At 62.4% G+C, this 16,997-nt stretch carries 15 protein-coding genes; 2 read left to right on the plus strand and 13 right to left on the minus strand.

Annotated features, from left to right (window positions below; all coding sequences use genetic code 11):
- Positions 1–18: 18 nt before the first annotated feature.
- Entirely contained in the window at positions 19–333 is a 315-nt protein-coding gene (locus tag HJB91_RS01585) for a DUF982 domain-containing protein (RefSeq protein ID WP_210632278.1), read from the minus strand.
- A 227-nt stretch (positions 334–560) separates the two neighbouring features.
- On the opposite strand from HJB91_RS01585, the gene pepT reads away from it, so the two are divergent.
- Positions 561–1,793: a peptidase T gene (gene pepT, locus HJB91_RS01590; RefSeq protein WP_221153353.1), complete on the plus strand. Its 1,233-nt coding sequence runs from the start codon at positions 561–563 to the stop codon at positions 1,791–1,793.
- A 30-nt stretch (positions 1,794–1,823) separates the two neighbouring features.
- Here the strand turns inward: pepT and HJB91_RS01595 are convergent, their stop codons facing one another.
- From HJB91_RS01595 to HJB91_RS01615, 5 genes are all read right to left on the minus strand, one after another.
- Positions 1,824–2,645: a cell wall hydrolase gene (locus tag HJB91_RS01595; protein WP_221153354.1), complete on the minus strand. Its 822-nt coding sequence runs from the start codon at positions 2,643–2,645 to the stop codon at positions 1,824–1,826.
- Positions 2,646–2,876: 231 nt separating this feature from the next.
- Entirely contained in the window at positions 2,877–3,917 is a 1,041-nt protein-coding gene (locus HJB91_RS01600; RefSeq protein ID WP_221153355.1) for a sulfate/molybdate ABC transporter ATP-binding protein, read from the minus strand.
- 10 nt (positions 3,918–3,927) lie between these two features.
- Entirely contained in the window at positions 3,928–4,800 is an 873-nt protein-coding gene (cysW, locus tag HJB91_RS01605) for a sulfate ABC transporter permease subunit CysW (RefSeq protein ID WP_210632282.1), read from the minus strand.
- Complete coding sequence (gene cysT / locus HJB91_RS01610) at positions 4,790–5,647, minus strand: sulfate ABC transporter permease subunit CysT (protein ID WP_210632283.1); 858 nt, start codon at positions 5,645–5,647, stop codon at positions 4,790–4,792. The genes cysW and cysT overlap by 11 nt, the downstream gene beginning before the upstream one ends.
- An 8-nt stretch (positions 5,648–5,655) precedes the next feature.
- Positions 5,656–6,681 (minus strand): sulfate ABC transporter substrate-binding protein, encoded by a 1,026-nt coding sequence (locus HJB91_RS01615; RefSeq protein ID WP_210632284.1) that lies wholly within the window; start codon positions 6,679–6,681, stop codon positions 5,656–5,658.
- A gap of 355 nt (positions 6,682–7,036) precedes the next feature.
- Here HJB91_RS01615 and HJB91_RS01620 point away from each other — a divergent pair, with 355 nt between their 5' ends.
- Entirely contained in the window at positions 7,037–8,053 is a 1,017-nt protein-coding gene (locus HJB91_RS01620) for a porin (protein WP_210632285.1), read from the plus strand.
- 48 nt (positions 8,054–8,101) lie between these two features.
- Here HJB91_RS01620 and HJB91_RS01625 read toward each other — a convergent pair whose 3' ends face one another.
- The 7 genes from HJB91_RS01625 to HJB91_RS01655 all read right to left on the minus strand — a co-directional run bounded on the left by HJB91_RS01625 (position 8,102) and on the right by HJB91_RS01655 (position 16,908).
- On the minus strand, positions 8,102–8,557 hold the full coding sequence (locus tag HJB91_RS01625; RefSeq protein WP_221145026.1) for a PTS sugar transporter subunit IIA: 456 nt from the start codon (positions 8,555–8,557) through the stop codon (positions 8,102–8,104).
- A 41-nt stretch (positions 8,558–8,598) separates the two neighbouring features.
- A complete protein-coding gene (locus tag HJB91_RS01630; protein WP_210632287.1) occupies positions 8,599–9,291 on the minus strand; it encodes a response regulator transcription factor in 693 nt (230 codons plus the stop codon).
- A complete protein-coding gene (locus HJB91_RS01635; RefSeq protein WP_221153356.1) occupies positions 9,288–11,996 on the minus strand; it encodes a sensor histidine kinase KdpD in 2,709 nt (902 codons plus the stop codon). The genes HJB91_RS01630 and HJB91_RS01635 overlap by 4 nt, the downstream gene beginning before the upstream one ends.
- Before the next feature lie 294 nt (positions 11,997–12,290).
- On the minus strand, positions 12,291–12,860 hold the full coding sequence (gene kdpC, locus HJB91_RS01640; RefSeq protein ID WP_221145030.1) for a potassium-transporting ATPase subunit KdpC: 570 nt from the start codon (positions 12,858–12,860) through the stop codon (positions 12,291–12,293).
- Positions 12,861–12,921: 61 nt separating this feature from the next.
- Positions 12,922–14,982: a potassium-transporting ATPase subunit KdpB gene (kdpB, locus tag HJB91_RS01645; RefSeq protein ID WP_221145032.1), complete on the minus strand. Its 2,061-nt coding sequence runs from the start codon at positions 14,980–14,982 to the stop codon at positions 12,922–12,924.
- A 64-nt stretch (positions 14,983–15,046) separates the two neighbouring features.
- The gene (kdpA, locus tag HJB91_RS01650; RefSeq protein WP_221153357.1) at positions 15,047–16,750 is read right to left on the minus strand and encodes a potassium-transporting ATPase subunit KdpA; all 1,704 of its coding nucleotides are present in this window, start codon (positions 16,748–16,750) and stop codon (positions 15,047–15,049) included.
- 68 nt (positions 16,751–16,818) lie between these two features.
- Positions 16,819–16,908 carry a K(+)-transporting ATPase subunit F gene (locus HJB91_RS01655; protein ID WP_003594574.1) on the minus strand — a complete coding sequence of 30 codons (90 nt, stop codon included), beginning with the start codon at positions 16,906–16,908 and terminating at the stop codon, positions 16,819–16,821.
- Positions 16,909–16,997: the final 89 nt, after the last annotated feature.

Below are 16,997 nucleotides of genomic sequence, written 5' to 3' on the forward strand. Positions count from 1 at the left end.
CTCCCGGTTACGCCGCCTTTAGCGGAGGGCAGCGACACGCGTAGGTCGGGCCGGGCGGCTGGTGGCTTGCACCTGCCAGGGAGCGGCAACTGCCGGCATGCCGGCTTCGAAGCACGCGGCCATGAAGGCCTCCCGTGCAATCAATGGCGCAATAACTCGGTTGAGGGCACCGCGACAGGTCTTGACCGCACGCTGATAGCGTTCACCATGGGCCAGTGGCCATTCGTTTTCCAGGAAATCCAAGGCATCATAGACGCCGGTAAATGTTCGTTCCAGACCGCACTGCAGCCGGACCGTCACTGGACGCGTCCAGAGCACATCGTTCAACGGCATTTTCTTCCTCCTTTCGATGCCAGCTTGCTCCGGCAAAAATATTGGAAGTAGCTGTCGGGTGTTCAAGACCGCAGCGATCAATGGCCGCTTCACACGGCGAGCCGGACCAACCGTGCTCCATTGATGAAGCTGCCGTCGTAACAGCACCATTCGCCGAGTTGAAAAATCTTTTGCCGCATTACCCGGTCGGGCTATATCCTTGGATGATCTCACTGGACTGGATTGATATGACCGACACCGTTCTCGACCGTTTCCTCCGTTATGTCGTAATCGACACCCAATCCGATCCGTCCTCAACGACTCAGCCGACCACCGAGAAGCAGAAGGATCTCGGGCGGGTTCTGGTCGACGAACTGCTCGAGATCGGGCTTTCCGACGCGCATCTCGATGAACACGGCTATGTCTATGCCACCATTCCGGCCAATAGCGACAAGGCTGTGCCGGTCATCTGTTTCTGCTCGCATATGGATACGGCGCCCGATTTCAGCGGCACGGATGTCAAGCCGCAGATCGTCAGGAATTATGCCGGCGGGGATATCCAGCTTGCTGGCGATTCGAGCCGGGTGATCCGTGTCGCCGAGCATCCGGAGCTGAACAACCAGATCGGCAATGACATCGTCACGACCGACGGCACGACATTGCTCGGCGCCGATGACAAGGCGGGACTGGCAGAAATCATGACCGCGGCCCAGACTTTTGTCGACAATCCCGATATCCGGCACGGAACGATCAAGATCCTGTTCACGCCCGACGAGGAAGTTGGTCGCGGCGTCAACAAGGTCGACCTGGAAAAGCTCGGAGCCGACTTCGCTTATACGATGGATGGCGAGACGGTGGGCCACGTCGAGGACGAAACCTTTTCGGCCGACGGCGTCGACATCAGCATAACAGGCGTGGCGATCCATCCCGGTTTTGCCAAGGACCGTATGGAGAACGCCATCAAGATCGCCGGCGCCATCATCGACCGGCTGCCGAAGGACTTGGCGCCGGAGACGACGGAAGGCAAGCAGGGCTTCATCCATCCGGTCGGTGTGACCGGCTCGATGGAGAAGGCTTCGCTGAGCTTTATCATTCGTGACTTCACTGACGAAGGGCTCCTGCAAAAGGAGGCGATGCTCGAAAACATCGTCAAGCAGGTGATCTCAGCCTATCCGGGCTCGACCTACCATTTCCACGTGACGGAACAATATCGCAACATGAAGACGGTGCTCGACCGCCATCCGGAGATTGTCGCTAACGCGCTTGAGGCCGTGCGCCGTGCCGGCATGGCGCCGGTGCGCGGCAGCATTCGCGGCGGCACGGACGGCTCGCGCCTCTCCTTCATGGGGCTGCCGTGCCCGAACATTTTTGCCGGCGGCCATGCCTTCCACTCACCACTCGAATGGGTGAGCCGTCAGGATATGGAAAAGGCGGTCGCAACGATCGTGGAGCTTGCGAAGATCTGGGAAGAGCGCGCTTAAGGCGCTCTTCCTGCTGTGCGAAATCTAGTTTTAGCCGCCATTTACCGGGATCTCGCCGCGCAGCATCACGCTGTCATAAGCGGGACGGGGCGTGGGGATCGCGATCCGCATTGCCGGCTCGGGCGCGGTTGAGGTTTCCGGTTGGGTCACCGGAGCCGTTATTATCTGCATCGGCGCCGTGCTCGCCGTCGCCATCGGATCGGGCGCCGGCAGAGGAACGGGAACGGCGGAAGGTATCAGCGCCTCGAATTGCGGCGGCAGTATGCTTTCGCCAGGCACATAATTCATCGCTACCTCATAAGACGGCAGCGGCGGCGGCGTTTCGAGCATGCCGTTGGAATCGCGCTTCTCGTAGAAGGCGTTGCCGCCGGCGACCGTCACATAGTGCATGTTGTCGTAGGGGAATTTCAGCCCGTCGGTGTGAAAGAACATCGCGTCCTTCACCTGGGGATGGCGCGCACCCTTCAGCAGGATCGCATCGGCCGCGGTGGCAAGTTCCGGTTCGGCCTGCGGCTTGACCTCGCGAGTCATGACCCCGGGCGCAAACTGCCTCGCCTGGGCGACGACACCGCAGATCGATGGGGGGTAGGCGCCTGACGTCAGCCTGTTCATGACGACGGTGCCGACGGCCAGATAGCCATCCTCGTCGGAACGCTGCGATTCGAAATACATCGCACGCTTCAGGCAGTCGCGATCCTTGGCGGTATAATTGAAAGTGACTTTCGCCGCTTGAGCCTGTTTGGTCTTTGCCGGCGTCGTCGCCGGCTTCGGTGTTGTGGTGCAGCCTGCAGCCGCCAGTCCTGCGAGTAAAATCCCGATCAGGGATTTTCCAAAGCAAATCTCCGCCCTCAACGCCAGGTGCCTCCTATGGGATTAGTCCAGCCCTTTATGATTAACGCGCACAATCTTTTACTCGTCATATGACTGAATTACAAACAACCTGAGATCACAAAAGGCCGGGTGGACTCTCGCCATGGGCGATTCCGGCTGATCCCTGCGACCGACTGGTGCATAAATCCGGAGGGTTAACGAATTATTAAGCAAGCGCCGTGCGCGCGCCAGGAAAGACGCGCGCAATCGAGATCAGCTGCGAAACAGCTTCCAGCGAGTCGGCTTGAACGCGACGCGGTTGCGGTCGAGCCTGTCGGCCTCGCTCGGCGGCAGCTCAATTTCGATATTTGGCCGGTCATTGCCGATATCGAGTTCGATATGGCGCGTGCCGGCGACACGGCGGCTGGAGACGGGCTGGCCGGCGATGCAGTTTTCGGCTGTTTCGCACAGCCTGACATCATGCGGGCGGAAGTAGAGCTGCGCCGGTCCATCCGGCTCGCCTTCGGCATTGAGGCCGAGCGAGCGGCCTTCGAAGCGGATGTCGCCGTCCGATATCTCGACCTGCAGGCAGTTGGATTGGCCGATGAAGCCGAAGACGAACGGCGAATTCGGATAATCGTAGACTTCGTCGGGCGTTCCGACCTGCTCGATCGCGCCCTGGCTCATGACAACGACGCGGTCGGCAAGCTCCAGCGCCTCGTCCTGGTCGTGGGTGACGAAGACGGTGGTGTGGCCGGTACGGTCGTGGATCTGGCGCAGCCATTTGCGCAGGTCCTTGCGCACCTGGGCGTCGAGCGCTCCGAAGGGTTCGTCGAGCAGCAGCACGTTCGGCTCGACGGCCATGGCGCGGGCGAGCGCCACGCGCTGACGCTGGCCGCCGGAAAGCTGGGCGGGATAGCGCTTTTCTAGACCGGAAAGCTGGACGAGTTCGAGCAGTTCCAGCGCCCGCCGGCGGATATCGGCCTTCGCCGGCCGCCGCGAACCTTTTCTGACCCTCAGGCCAAAGGAGACATTGTCGAGCACCGTCATGTAGCGGAAAAGGGCATAATGCTGGAACACGAAGCCGATATTGCGCTGCTGCACCGATTTCTTCGAGGCATCCTCTTCACCGAAGAAGATCTGTCCCTCGGTCGGGCTTTCCAGACCGGCGATCAGACGCAGCAATGTCGTCTTGCCGGAGCCCGAAGGGCCGAGCAGTGCGATCAGCTCGCCGGAGCGGATGTCGAGCGAGACATCGTGGAGCGCCGGAAAACGATCGAATTCCTTGCGGATGTTTTGAACGCGTACTTCCATTCCAGATCCTTCAGTGCCGCCGGCTGGCGGAGATTTCAGCGCTATAGCGCATTTCCAGCAGCGTCTTCAAAACAAGAGTCACGAGCGCGAGCAAGGCCAAAAGCGTGGCGACGGCAAAAGCGCCGGTGAAATTATACTCGTTGTAGAGAATCTCCACCTGTAGCGGCATGGTGTTCGTCTGGCCGCGGATATGGCCGGAGACGACCGACACGGCGCCGAATTCACCCATGGCGCGGGCGTTGCAGAGCAGCACGCCATAAAGCAGACCCCATTTGATGTTCGGCAGCGTCACGTGCCAGAAGGTCTGCCAACCGCTGGCGCCGAGCGAGAGGGCCGCCTCTTCGTCGGCCGTGCCCTGTTCCTGCATCAGCGGGATCAGTTCGCGGGCGACAAAGGGGAAGGTGACGAACATGGTGGCAAGCACCAGTCCAGGCACAGCGAACAGGATCTTGATGTCATTGGCGCTGAGCCAGTGGCCAAGCCAGGTGTTGGCGCCGAACAGAAGCACGAAGACCAGGCCCGAAATAACAGGCGAGACCGAAAAGGGCAGGTCGATCAGCGTGGTCAGGACCGCCTTGCCCTTGAATTCGAACTTGGCGATCGCCCAGGCGGCGGCGACCCCGAAGGCGAGGTTCAGCGGTACGCTGATGCCGGCGACGGTCAGCGTCAGGCGGATCGCCGAGAAGGTTTCGGCATCGCCGAGGGCTTCAATAAACGGGCCGCCACCTTTGCGGAAAGCCTCGACGAAGACGGCTGCGAGAGGCAGCAGCAGCATCAGCAGCAGGAAGAGCAGCGAAACGGCGATCAGCGTGTAGCGCGCCATTCTGTGTTCGGTGGTCACCGAACGCAGTTTCGCGGGTTGAAGGGTTGCATCAAGCGCCATAACCGTACCTCCGCCTGCTCCAGCTCTGGATGAGGTTGATGACGAGCAACAAGGCGAACGAGATCACCAGCATGATAGCTGCGATGCCGGTGGCCGCCGCGTAATTGTATTCTTCGAGTTTAATGATGATCAGCAGCGGTGCGATTTCCGATTTGAACGGCAGGTTGCCGGCGATGAAGATGACCGAGCCGTATTCGCCGACGCCGCGGGCAAAGGCGAGCGCGAATCCGGTCAGCACGGCCGGCGCCAGCCCGGGCAGCAGCACGCGGAAAATCGTCTGCAGGCGGTTGGCGCCAAGCGTTGCCGCAGCCTCTTCGACCTCCTTGTCGATTTCCTCCATCACAGGCTGCACGGTGCGCACCACGAAGGGCAGACCGACGAAGATCAGGGCCACGACGATGCCGGCCGGGGTGAAGGCAATCTTGATGCCGAGCGGCGCCAGGAACTGGCCGACCCAGCCGTTCGGCGCGTAGAGCGCCGCCAACGCGATACCGGCAACGGCAGTCGGCAGTGCGAAGGGCAGATCAACCATGGCGTCGATGACGCGCTTGCCGGGGAATCGGTAGCGCACCAGGACCCAGGCAAGGATGATGCCGAAGACGGCGTTGACGATTGCGGCGATGAACGCGCTGCCGAAGCTGATGCGCAGCGCGTTCAGGATGCGCGGATCGAGCGCGATCGACCAGAATTTCTCCCAGCCAAGCGCGCTCGACCGGACGGCAAGGCCGGAGAGCGGGATGAGGATCAGAAGGGTGAGCCAGGTCAAGGTAAGGCCGAGCGCCATTCCGAAACCCGGAATGACGCTCGGCCGTTTGAACCGCCACCGCGTGGGGCTATGTGCTGTCATGAAGTCTATTATTGGGCCGGCTTGTAGATTTGGTCAAATACGCCGCCGTCGCCGAAGAATTTCGGCTGTGCCGTCTTCCAGCCGCCGAAGTCATCGATGGTGGCGAGTGTCAGCTTCGGGAAGCGGGCGATGTCGGCCGGATCGGCAGCTTCCGGCTTCGTCGGACGGTAGAAGTGCTTGGCGGCGATCTTCTGACCTTCATCCGAATAGAGGTAGTTGAGATAGGCTTCGGCGACCTTGCGCGTGCCCTTCTTGTCAACATTGCCGTCGACCACGGCGACCGGCGGGTCTGCGCGGATGGAGAAGCTCGGCGTCACGATTTCGAACTGGTCAGGACCAAGCTCTTCGAGCGAAAGATAGGCTTCGTTTTCCCAGGCGAGCAGCACGTCGCCGAGGCCGCGCTGGACGAAGGTGGTCGTGGCGCCGCGGGCGCCGGTGTCGAGAACAGGAACGTGCTGCAGCAGTTTCGTCACGTATTCCTGCGCCTTGGCGTCGTCACCGCCATTTGCCTGCTTGGCCCATGCCCAGGCGGCCAGGAAGTTCCAACGTGCGCCCCCCGAAGTCTTGGGGTTCGGCGTGATGACCTGCACGTCATCCTTGATCAGATCGCCCCAGTCCTTGATGCCCTTCGGGTTGCCCTTGCGGACCAGGAAGACGATCGTCGAGGTGTAAGGCGTCGAATTGTTGGGGAACTTGCTCTTCCAGTCGGCCGGGATCTTGCCGGTCTTCTTGGCGATGGCGTCGATATCGCCTTCAAGGGCCAGCGTGACAACATCGGCCTCGAGACCGTCGATGACCGAGCGGGCTTGAGCGCCGGAGCCGCCATGCGAGGCCTGGATCGTCACGCTTTCACCCGTATCCTTCTGCCACTTGGCGGCGAAAGCGGCGTTGAAATCCTTGTACAATTCGCGGGTCGGATCGTAGGAAACGTTAAGAAGCGTCTGATCCGCGAAGGCCGGCGCAATGCTGCCGATCGCGAAGCTGCCCGCCATGACCGCGGCCGCGAGGAGCCGGGTGAGTCGTTGTGTCTGCATGGGAACCCTCCTGTTTCTGGCTTAACTCTATCAAGTCAGTCGTATAATGAAACGAAACATCTTCCGGTTCCGGCAGGTCGGATAGAATGTCATTCCATTTGAGGGGCTATTTTGAAATGGACGTCCCGGAGTTGGCCGCGGCCAATCGCGTGGCCGCCGCCATGCCGCAAAACCGTGTTTTTTTGGCCACAGTTCCTCCACATCGGACCTGAGCGATGCTGATTTCTGCCCGCATTTTGCCGCGGTGGCGTTTGCGGATTCCTATATGGCGGCGGTGCGGTCGTATTTGCCGGCCGCTACGTGGGGGCATCCCTTGAAATGCGCCTCACATTCCAACCTGTTAGGGCCATTCGAAATGAATATCAGAACGATCCTTTTTGCTTCCGTTGCCGCCCTTGCCGCGGCCTCCGGAGCACGCGCAGCCGACGCCATCGTGGCAGCGGAACCCGAGCCCGTGGAATATGTTCGCGTTTGCGACGCCTACGGTACCGGCTATTTTTATATTCCGGGAACGGAAACATGCCTTTCGATCGGCGGCTATATCCGTACCGAAGTGCGCTTCGGTGACAACATTGCCGGCGATTCCGACGTCAACTTCTGGACTCGCGGTCAGGTCACCTTCCAGGCCAAGAACGACACCGAGTACGGCACGCTCACCGGCGTCCTGACGCTGCGTTACAATGCCGACAACGCCTCCGATCAGGAAGCGCTGCTGGACGAGGGCTACATCGATATCGCCGGTTTCCGCGTCGGCAAGCTCTATAGCTGGTGGGACGACGACATGAGCGGCGAGACCGATACGCTCGCCAGCAACGAGACGACCCACAACTCGATCCGTTATCAGTACGAGAATGGCGCTTTCGCCGCCGGTCTCTCGGTCGACGAGTTGGAAGACGACTATGCCACCAAGCCGGGCGAAGGCCCGAACAACTTCGGTGTCGCAGGTCAGGTCTCCTACAAGGCCGGCGCCATCAGCGGCTACCTGCTTGCCGGTTATGACACCGACACCAGCGAAGTCGCGGTTCGTGGTATCGTCTACGCCGATATCGGCCCGGGCACGCTCGGCATCGCCGGCGTCTGGGCAAGCGGCGCCAACTACTACTACGAAGAGTCCGAGTGGACGATCGCAGCAGAATACGCCTTGAAGATCAACGACAAGTGGTCGGTCACCCCGGGCTTCCAATATTTCGAAAACATCGCCCTCGAGGCTGACGGCAACGGTTTCACCGGCGGCAGCGCCTACACCACAGGCGTCACGATCGACTACCGAATCGTCGACGACCTGCGTTCGAAGCTCAGCGTGCAGTATCACGATGAGGACGAAGGCGACGACGAAGTGTTCGGCTTCCTGCGCTTCCAGCGCGACTTCTAAGTTGGTCTGATTGCAGACAAGCGGGCGCGGCCTTCGGGCCGCGCTTTTTTATGCCCGGGAATCAGCGATGAAATCGGAATAGAATTCGTCCGCTGTCCTTGCCTTGCGCATGGCGGCAAGCACGCCATTCGATTGCAGCCGCCGGGCGATGGCCGACAGAACATTCAGATATTCGCCGCGGTTGTTCTCCCCGAAAAGCAGCACCACGGCGATGTCGGCGGGGATATCGTCGATTGCCTCGAAATCCAGCGGCCGGGAAAAGCGGAGGAGCAGACCGCGCGGGCTGCTCATGCCGTCGATCGCGGCATGCGGAATGGCAATGCCATTGCCGATCCCGGTGGAGCCGAGCTTCTCACGCGCTTCGAGCGCCTTCAAAATGGCCCGGCTGTCAACGGAAAAGGCCTTGGCTGCCTTGTCCGCTATGATATGCAGCGCGCGCCATTTTGTCGGTGCCGACACGCCGATGAAGGTATGTTCCGGCCGGATGATATTGGGAAGATACATGTCATTCTCGATACTGTTCAGGCGGCGGGTGAGAGAGCAGGTCAGTCCGGTTCCCTGAGCCGATAGCCGACTCCGGTCTCGGTGGTGATATAGTGCGGCTGGTCGGGGCTCTGCTCGATCTTCTGTCTGAGCTGCCTGATATAGACGCGCAGATATTGCACGTCGGCTGCCGGCCCCCATACCTGCTTCAAAAGAAACTGGTGTGTCAGCACCTTGCCCGCATGCTGGGCGAGCACGCGCAGGATGTCGTATTCTTTCGGCGACAGTTTGAGTTCCTCGCCATCGACCTTGACGATGCGCTTGACAAGGTCGATCGACAGCCCGCCGGTCTGGAAGATCGCCTTTTCGCCCTGCTGCTGCAGCCGGTGACGCAGCGCCACGCGGATGCGGGCGCCAAGTTCGTTGATGCCGAAGGGCTTGGTGACGTAATCGTCGGCGCCGCTTTCCAGCGCCTTGACGATGCCGGCCTCGTCGGTGCGGCTGGAGAGGATGACGACGGGTATGGACAGGCCTTCGTCGCGCCACTCCTGCAAGAGGTCATGGCCAGCCGTGTCGGGCAGACCGAGATCGAGCAGGATGAGATCGGGCCTGCCGTCGGCAACCGATTGGCGGGCGATTGCCGCATTCGGCGCCTCCTGCACCTCGTAGCCCTGCGCGGTCAGGCCGACGCGAAGCAGCTTGCGGATTGGAGGCTCGTCGTCGACGACGAGGATCTTGACGGCTGAACCGGTCATCTGAGTTCATCCAGTTTCGGTATGTCGTTGGGTTTCGGCAGGCGGATGGTGAAGACGGCGCCCGGGCGGCCCTTTCGGTTGGCGGCGGTGATCGTGCCGCCCATCGCCTCGACGAAACCGCGGCAGATGGAAAGGCCGAGGCCGGTGCCGGCGCGCACCTGATCGCCCTTGCGCACGCGATAGAAGGTGTCGAAGACGCGGGTAAGGTCGGCGGGTGGAATGCCCGGACCTTCGTCCGAGACCTGCAGGATGACGTTGTCGGCATCGGCCCAGCCTTCGATTTGGATGACCGATCCCTCGGGCGCATATTTGGCGGCATTGTCGAGCAGGTTGAAGATCACCTGCTCGAACAGCACCGGATCGACCCGCACCATCGGCAGGTCGGCGGGAATGCTCATCTCGGTCTTGTGGTGTTCGAGGATCTTGGCGGCGCGGGCCAGCGCCGTGCCGACGATGTCGCCGGCATAGTGCGGCGCAGAATTCGGCTCCATCGCGCCGGATTCGATCTTGGTCATGTCGAGCAGGTTGGCGATGAAACGGTTGAGGCGCTCGGATTCGTCGACGACGGTCGAGAGCAGGTCGTTGCGGTCCTCCTCCGGCATGGAGGCGAAATAGTCGCGCAGCGTGCCGGCAGCGCCGAGGATAGCCGCAAGCGGCGTTTTCAGATCATGCGAAATCGAGGTGAGCAGGGCCGAACGCAGCCTGTCGGCTTCGGCCGCGAGCCTTGCCCGGTCGACATCGGCGACGAGCTGAACGCGTTCGATCGCAAGGGCTGCCTGATCAGCCAGCGCATCGAGCAGGCGCTGCTGTTCCGGCGTCAGCAACGGCCCGTCGCGGCGGTCGCTGTCGAGGCCGATGACGCCGACGGCGGTGCGACCGGTTCTCAGCGGCACGTATAGGCGTTTGGCGCCGGGCAGGGTATCGGCGCCGCGGCCGGCGGCGTGATTGTGCTCCCAGGCCCAGCGGGCGGCGGCGATATCGGCCTCGTCGAGCGTGTCGTCAGGGGGATAACCGGCCTTGACGGCGATGCTGCCTTCTTCGGGCAACAGCAGCACGACGCGGACCTTCAGCATCGAGGCAAGCTGAAAGGCGGTCGCCCAGAGCACGTCGTCGAGCGTGCCGGTGCCGGCGAGTTTCTTCGAGAAGAGATAGAGATCCTCGGTCGTGCGTGCCCGCTGCCGGGCTGCGGCGGCCTGGCGCTGCACGGTTGCGGTGAGGTTGCTGGCGATGATGGCGACGCCGAGGAAGAAGAACAGCGCAAGCACGCTTTCCGGATCGCTGATCGTCAGCGTGTAGCGCGGCGGCAGGAAAAAGAAGTTGAAGGACAGCGCGCCGAGAATGCAGCTGTAGAGTGCCGGCCGTAATCCATGCAGGACGGCGGAGGTCAGCACCGCCATCAGGAAGACGAGGGCGAGGTTGCGCACGTCGAGCACCTGGTCGAGCACGATGCTGACCGCGAGCGCGATGGCGACATAGACGGTGGCCAGCAGATAGGCTCTGAAATCGAATTGGGGGGGCGTGGCCGCCGCTCGGACGCCGCGTGCGGTGGTGCCGTCCTTCTCATTGCCTGAAATAACATGGACGCTGATCTCGCCGGTCTTGCGGATCAGTTCGTCGGTGATCGAACGGCTCCACCAGTCGCGCCATGTCGCCGCCTTGGGAGCGCCGATGACGATGTGGGTGACGTTGTTGGCAGTGGCATGGCGGACGAGTTCCTCCGCCACCTCGCGGCCGGGAATGGTGATCGCCTCGCCGCCGAGCTGTTCGGCAAGTCGCAGCGTCGAGGCGATCGTATCGCGCTCGGCTTCGCTGAGGTTGACCGAACGGTTGGTCTCTACATAGACGGCGGCCCAGGGTGCGCGCAGGCGCGAGGCCATGCGGGCGGCGTAGCGCACCAGCGAGGCCGAGCGCGGGTGATGATCGACCGAGACGAGGACGCGTTCGCCCGCCGCCCAGGGGCCGGAGATGGCGTGGGCCTGCATATGGGTCAGCAGCTGGTCGTCGACGCGCTGGGCGGTCTTGCGCAGCGCCAGCTCCCGCAACGCCGTCAGATTGCCCGGTGTGAAGTAATTGGTCAGTGCCCGCTCGGCGGTGCGCGGCATGTAGACCTTGCCGTCATGCAGGCGCTTGATCAGATCGTCCGGGGTCAGATCGATGATCTCGACATCGTCGGCGAGATCGATGATCGAGTCCGGCACCGTCTCGCGCACGCGGATGCGGGTGATCTGCGAGACGACGTCGTTCAGGCTCTCGACATGCTGGATGTTCAGCGTCGTATAGACGTCGATGCCGCGATCGAGCAATTCCTTGACGTCGAGGTAACGCTTCGGATGGCGGCTACCCTCGGCGTTGGTATGTGCGAGTTCGTCGACCAGCACGAGATCCGGCCTGCGGGCGAGGATGCCGTCAAGGTCCATCTCCTCGAGCGCCCGGCCCTTATAGTCGATTTCGACGCGGGGAATGATCTCGAAGCCGGCGAGCAGCGCCTCGGTTTCCTTGCGGCCGTGGGTCTCGACGACGCCAATGACGACATCGAGGCCATCGGCGAGCTTGGCGCGGCCGGAGATCAGCATCTCATAGGTCTTGCCGACGCCGGGGGCGGCGCCCAGAAAGATCTTCAGACGGCCGCGCATCTCCGCCCGGGCTTTTTCAAGAAGCGCATCGGGCGAGGGCCTGCCGACCTGGTCGCGGTTGTCGTCTGGCATGCGTGTGGTCTTTCCAATGCCTGCGACGGAGGACGGGTTCTCCTCGGGATCTCTCTTTAAGTCAGTTCAGCCGACGGCCGGCATCGCTTGAGTTGGCGAAAGGCATTCCGGAGCCGGGCTCTATGCCGCGAATAGTCCCTATGCTCGCCCCACCCTCCGTCATGCTCGGGCTTGAGCCGAGCATCCACACGGCGCCCACCAGTTGGCCGCGACATGGATCCTCGGGTCAAGCCCGAGGATGACGGAGAGTGGGGTTGGCCTTGTCGCCAAACCACAGCATCTAACCTGCCAAACTCACTCAGTCATAGAAGCATCAAGGCTCTGGTTCAACGCCAGAACATTGACGGTAGGTTCTCCCAAAATGCCGAGTTCGCGGTCCTGGACGGCGCCGTCGACCAGCGCCTTGATCTTCGCCTCGTCGATGTTGCGTGCCTGGGCGACGCGCGGCACTTGGAAATAGGCGGCCTCGGGCGAGATATCGGGATCAAGGCCGCTGCCAGACGCGGTGACGAGGTCGGCCGGCACCTCGGCGTTCGGGTTTGCCGCCTTGGCTGTTTCGTAGTCGCCCTTCACGCGGTCGATCAGTTTCTCGCTGGTCGGCCCGAGGTTCGAGCCGCTGGAGGCGGCGGCGTTGTAGCCATCGCCGGCGGCCGAGGGGCGGCCGTGGAAATACTTGTCGCTGGTGAAGGCCTGGCCGATCAGCCTCGAGCCGATCACATGACCGTTCTTCTCGATCAGGCTGCCATTCGCCTGGGTTGGGAAGAGCGCCTGGGCCGCACCCGTCATGGCGATCGGATAAAGCAGGCCCGTGATGGCCGTGGTGGCAACGATCATAACGAGGGCCGGGCGAAGTTCTTTCAACATTGTTCGTACTCCTTGACGAGTTCACGCGGAGACCGATTCCGGTGAGGAACCGGATCTTCCGCTAGGCGAGGCCGAGGGCGGCGACGGCCAAGTCGATCGCCTTGATGCCGACGAAGGGCACGAGGATGCCGCCGAGGCCGTAGATCAGCAGGTTGCGTGACAGAAGCGCTCCGGCGCCGATCGGCCGGTAGCGCACACCCTTCAGCGACAGCGGGATCAGCGCGATGATGATCAGGGCGTTGAAGATGATCGCCGAGAGGATGGCGCTTTGCGGCGTCGACAGTCCCATGATGTTGAGCACACCGAGCTGCGGATAGAAGGTCAGGAACATCGCCGGGATAATGGCGAAATACTTGGCGATGTCGTTGGCGATCGAGAAGGTCGTCAGCGCGCCGCGTGTCATCAGCAGCTGCTTGCCGATCTCGACGATCTCGATCAGCTTTGTCGGGTCCGAGTCGAGATCGACCATGTTGCCGGCCTCTCGGGCGGCGACGGTGCCGGTGTTCATGGCAACGCCGACATCGGCCTGGGCCAGCGCCGGGGCATCGTTGGTGCCGTCGCCGCACATGGCGACGAGCTTGCCCTTGGCCTGTTCCTCGCGCATCAGCGCCAGCTTCATCTCGGGCGTCGCCTGGGCGAGGAAATCGTCGACGCCGGCCTCGGCGGCGATGGCCGCTGCCGTCAGCGGGTTGTCGCCTGTGATCATCACCGTGCGGATGCCCATGCGGCGGAGTTCCGTGAAACGCTCGCGGATGCCGCCCTTGACGATGTCCTTCAGCTGGATGATGCCGAGCAATCTGCCATTGCGGGCGACGGCCAGCGGCGTGCCGCCTGATTTGGCGACCTCGTCTGATATCGACTGCAGCTCGCGGACGACCTCGTTGCCGTTCTTCGAGGGGGCCTCGCCGTTGACATGGGCGAGCACGGTATCGACCGCACCTTTGCGGATCGAGGCGCCTTCGAGATCGACGCCGCTCATGCGGGTCTGGGCGGTGAAAGGCACGAAGCTGGCCTTGAGGCTCGCCATGTCGCGGCCGCGGATCGCATATTTCTCCTTGGCGAGCACGACGATCGAACGGCCTTCTGGCGTTTCGTCGGCAAGCGAGGCGAGCTGGGCGGCATCGGCGAGTTCCTGCTCGGAAACGCCGCGGACGGGGTGGAAGGCCGTCGCCTGGCGGTTGCCGAGGGTGATCGTGCCGGTTTTGTCGAGCAGCAGCGTGTCGACGTCGCCGGCCGCTTCGACGGCGCGGCCGGACATGGCGAGCACGTTGAAGCGGACGAGCCGGTCCATGCCGGCAATGCCGATCGCCGACAAGAGCGCGCCGATCGTCGTCGGGATCAGGGTGACGAAAAGGGCGACGAGCACGATGATCGGGATCGAGCCGCCGGCATAGATGGCAAAGCTCGGGATCGTCGCGGTGGCGAGCACGAAGATCAGGGTCATCCCGGCAAGCAGGATGTTGAGCGCGATCTCGTTCGGCGTCTTCTGGCGTTCGGCGCCTTCAACCAGCGAGATCATCCGGTCGAGGAAGGTGGAGCCCGCCGCCGCGGTGATGCGCACGCGGATCCAGTCGGACAACACCTGCGTGCCGCCGGTCACCGCCGAACGATCGCCACCGGATTCACGGATGACCGGGGCGGATTCACCTGTGATCGCCGCCTCGTTGACGGAGGCGATCCCTTCGATGACTTCGCCGTCCGAAGGGATGATGTCGCCGGCTTCGACCAGCACGATATCGCCGACCTTGAGGCTGGTGCCCGGCACCATGCAGTAGTCGCTGCCGTTGTTGGCGGTCAGCAGCTTGGCCTGGGTTTCGGTGCGCGCCTTGCGCAGCGAATCCGCCTGCGCCTTGCCGCGGCCTTCGGCGACGGCCTCGGCGAAATTGGCAAAGAGCACGGTGAACCAGAGCCAGAGATTGATCTGGAACGAGAAGCCGAGATTGCCGTTGCCCGCCACGAGGTCGCGCAGGAAGAGGACGGTGGTCAGCACCGAAACCGTGGCCACGACAAACATGACCGGATTTCTGGCAAGGGCGCGCGGGTCGAGCTTCGTGAAGGCGGCGCCGGCGGCGGGAACGAGGATGCGAGAATCGATGATGCTCGCGGATTTTGCCTGGCTCATAAAAGACTCCAGCTTTGAAACGAGGACGGCGAAGGAACCCTGGGATGCGGGTTATGGCATCGCCTCAGAAGGTTTGCCCGGCGATCGCGACCAAGTGCTCGACGACTGGGCCGAGGGCCAAAGCCGGGAAGAAGGTCAGGCCGCCGACGATCAGGATCGTGCCGATCAGCAGGCCGACAAAGAGCGGACCGTCGGTCGGGAAGGTGCCTGCCGAGGCTGGAACCGTCTTCTTGGCGATCAGCGAGCCGGCAATGGCGAGCGCCGGGATGATGACCAGGAAGCGGCCGGCCAGCATGCCGATGCCGAGCGTCACGTTGTACCAGGGCGTATTGCCCGTCAGGCCGCCGAAGGCCGAGCCGTTATTGGCCGCAGCCGAGGTATAGGCATAGAGGATCTCGGAGAAACCGTGCGGGCCGGCCGTGCCGACGGAGGCGACGGCGATCGGCAGAACCGAGGCGATTGCGGTGAAGACCAGCATGGCGAGCGGCAGGCAGAGGATGGCGAGAACGGCCATCTTCATTTCCTTCGCCTCGATCTTCTTGCCGAGGTATTCCGGCGTGCGGCCGACCATCAGGCCGGCGACGAAGACGGCGACGATGATGAAGAGCAGGATGCCGTAGAAACCGGCGCCGACACCGCCGACGATGATTTCGCCGAGCTGCATGTTGATCAGCGGAATGAGGCCGCCGAGTGCGGTGAAGCTGCCATGCATCGCGTTGACCGCGCCGCAGGAGGCGGCGGTGGTGATGACGGCGAAGAGCGAGGACAAGGCGACGCCGAACCGGACTTCCTTGCCCTCCATATTGCCGCCGACGAGGCCAAAGGCATGCATCAGCGGATTGCCGGCCGCTTCCGCCCAATAGGTGACGCCGACGCCGGCGATGAACAGCACGCCCATCGCGGCCAGAATCGCCCAGCCCTGGCGCTGGTTGCCGACCATGCGGCCGAAGACGTTGGTGAGACCCGCACCGATCGCGAAGATCGAAACCATCTGGATCAGGTTGGAGATCGCATCGGGATTTTCGAACGGATGGGCGGAATTGGCATTGAAGAAGCCGCCGCCATTGGTGCCGAGCATCTTGATCGCGAGCTGCGAGGCGACGGGGCCGAGCGCAATCGTCTGCTGCGCGCCTTCGAGCGTCGTCGCATTGACATAGGGTCCGAGTGTCTGGGGCACGCCGAGATAGACATAGACGAGCGTCAGCACGATGCAGGTGGGCAGCAGGATATAAAGCGTGCCGCGGATCATATCGACCCAGAAATTGCCGATCGCCTTGCCGGACGCCCGTGCGAAGGCCCGGATGAAAGCGACCGCGATCGCCATGCCGGTCGCAGCGGACAGATAGTTCTGCACCGTGAAGCCGGCCATCTGGGCCAGATACGACATGGTGCTTTCACCGCCGTAATTCTGCCAGTTCGTATTTGTGGTAAAGCTGACGGCGGTGTTGAAGGAAAGTTCCGGCGGGACGGCAGCCATGCCAGCCGGATTGTAGGGCAGAACGCCTTGCAGGCGCATCAGCGCGTAGAGCAAGAGGACGCCGAGCAAGTTGAACAGCAGCATTGCAAAGGCATAGGAGGTCCAATGCTGCTCCTCGCGTTCGCTGGTGCCGGCAACGCGGTAAAGCCCCCGTTCGATCGGAACGAGGACGGGTGACAGGAATGTGCGCTCGCCGTTGTAGACTCGGGTCATGTAACCGCCGAGCGGTTTGACGAGCGCGAGGACGATCCCGCAATAGAGCAGGATCTGAAGCCATCCGTTGAGGGTCATGGGGCTAAAACTTTCAATACCCGGCTGGTTCCCGGTCGCGCAGGCGCGGCCCCGGAAGCGTCGGTTTTTCAGAAGCGTTCTGGGCGTAAGAGAGCGTAGGTGAGGTAAACGGTGAGAAACACGGTTACGGCGCCGCTCAGGATATAATCGAGGGTCATCGTCGTTTCTCCTTAGAGGCTGTCGCAGGCTCCGACATAGGCAAAGCACAGCGCGAAAAATAAGATCGCGGTGCCGAGCAGAATGATAT

This window comes from Rhizobium sp. NLR10b (assembly GCF_019685435.1).
Taxonomy (GTDB): domain Bacteria; phylum Pseudomonadota; class Alphaproteobacteria; order Rhizobiales; family Rhizobiaceae; genus Rhizobium.

What these genes read in the sequence shown, in the direction of transcription:
- HJB91_RS01585 (WP_210632278.1), bottom strand. Translation starts at nt 333, where the DNA reads ATGCCGTTGAACGATGTGCTCTGGACGCGTCCAGTGACGGTCCGGCTG.
- pepT (WP_221153353.1), top strand. Translation starts at nt 561, where the DNA reads ATGACCGACACCGTTCTCGACCGTTTCCTCCGTTATGTCGTAATCGAC.
- HJB91_RS01600 (WP_221153355.1), bottom strand. Translation starts at nt 3,917, where the DNA reads ATGGAAGTACGCGTTCAAAACATCCGCAAGGAATTCGATCGTTTTCCG.
- cysW (WP_210632282.1), bottom strand. Translation starts at nt 4,800, where the DNA reads ATGGCGCTTGATGCAACCCTTCAACCCGCGAAACTGCGTTCGGTGACC.
- cysT (WP_210632283.1), bottom strand. Translation starts at nt 5,647, where the DNA reads ATGACAGCACATAGCCCCACGCGGTGGCGGTTCAAACGGCCGAGCGTC.
- HJB91_RS01615 (WP_210632284.1), bottom strand. Translation starts at nt 6,681, where the DNA reads ATGCAGACACAACGACTCACCCGGCTCCTCGCGGCCGCGGTCATGGCG.
- HJB91_RS01620 (WP_210632285.1), top strand. Translation starts at nt 7,037, where the DNA reads ATGAATATCAGAACGATCCTTTTTGCTTCCGTTGCCGCCCTTGCCGCG.
- HJB91_RS01625 (WP_221145026.1), bottom strand. Translation starts at nt 8,557, where the DNA reads ATGTATCTTCCCAATATCATCCGGCCGGAACATACCTTCATCGGCGTG.
- HJB91_RS01630 (WP_210632287.1), bottom strand. Translation starts at nt 9,291, where the DNA reads ATGACCGGTTCAGCCGTCAAGATCCTCGTCGTCGACGACGAGCCTCCA.
- HJB91_RS01635 (WP_221153356.1), bottom strand. Translation starts at nt 11,996, where the DNA reads ATGCCAGACGACAACCGCGACCAGGTCGGCAGGCCCTCGCCCGATGCG.
- kdpC (WP_221145030.1), bottom strand. Translation starts at nt 12,860, where the DNA reads ATGTTGAAAGAACTTCGCCCGGCCCTCGTTATGATCGTTGCCACCACG.
- kdpB (WP_221145032.1), bottom strand. Translation starts at nt 14,982, where the DNA reads ATGAGCCAGGCAAAATCCGCGAGCATCATCGATTCTCGCATCCTCGTT.
- kdpA (WP_221153357.1), bottom strand. Translation starts at nt 16,750, where the DNA reads ATGACCCTCAACGGATGGCTTCAGATCCTGCTCTATTGCGGGATCGTC.
- HJB91_RS01655 (WP_003594574.1), bottom strand. Translation starts at nt 16,908, where the DNA reads ATGACCCTCGATTATATCCTGAGCGGCGCCGTAACCGTGTTTCTCACC.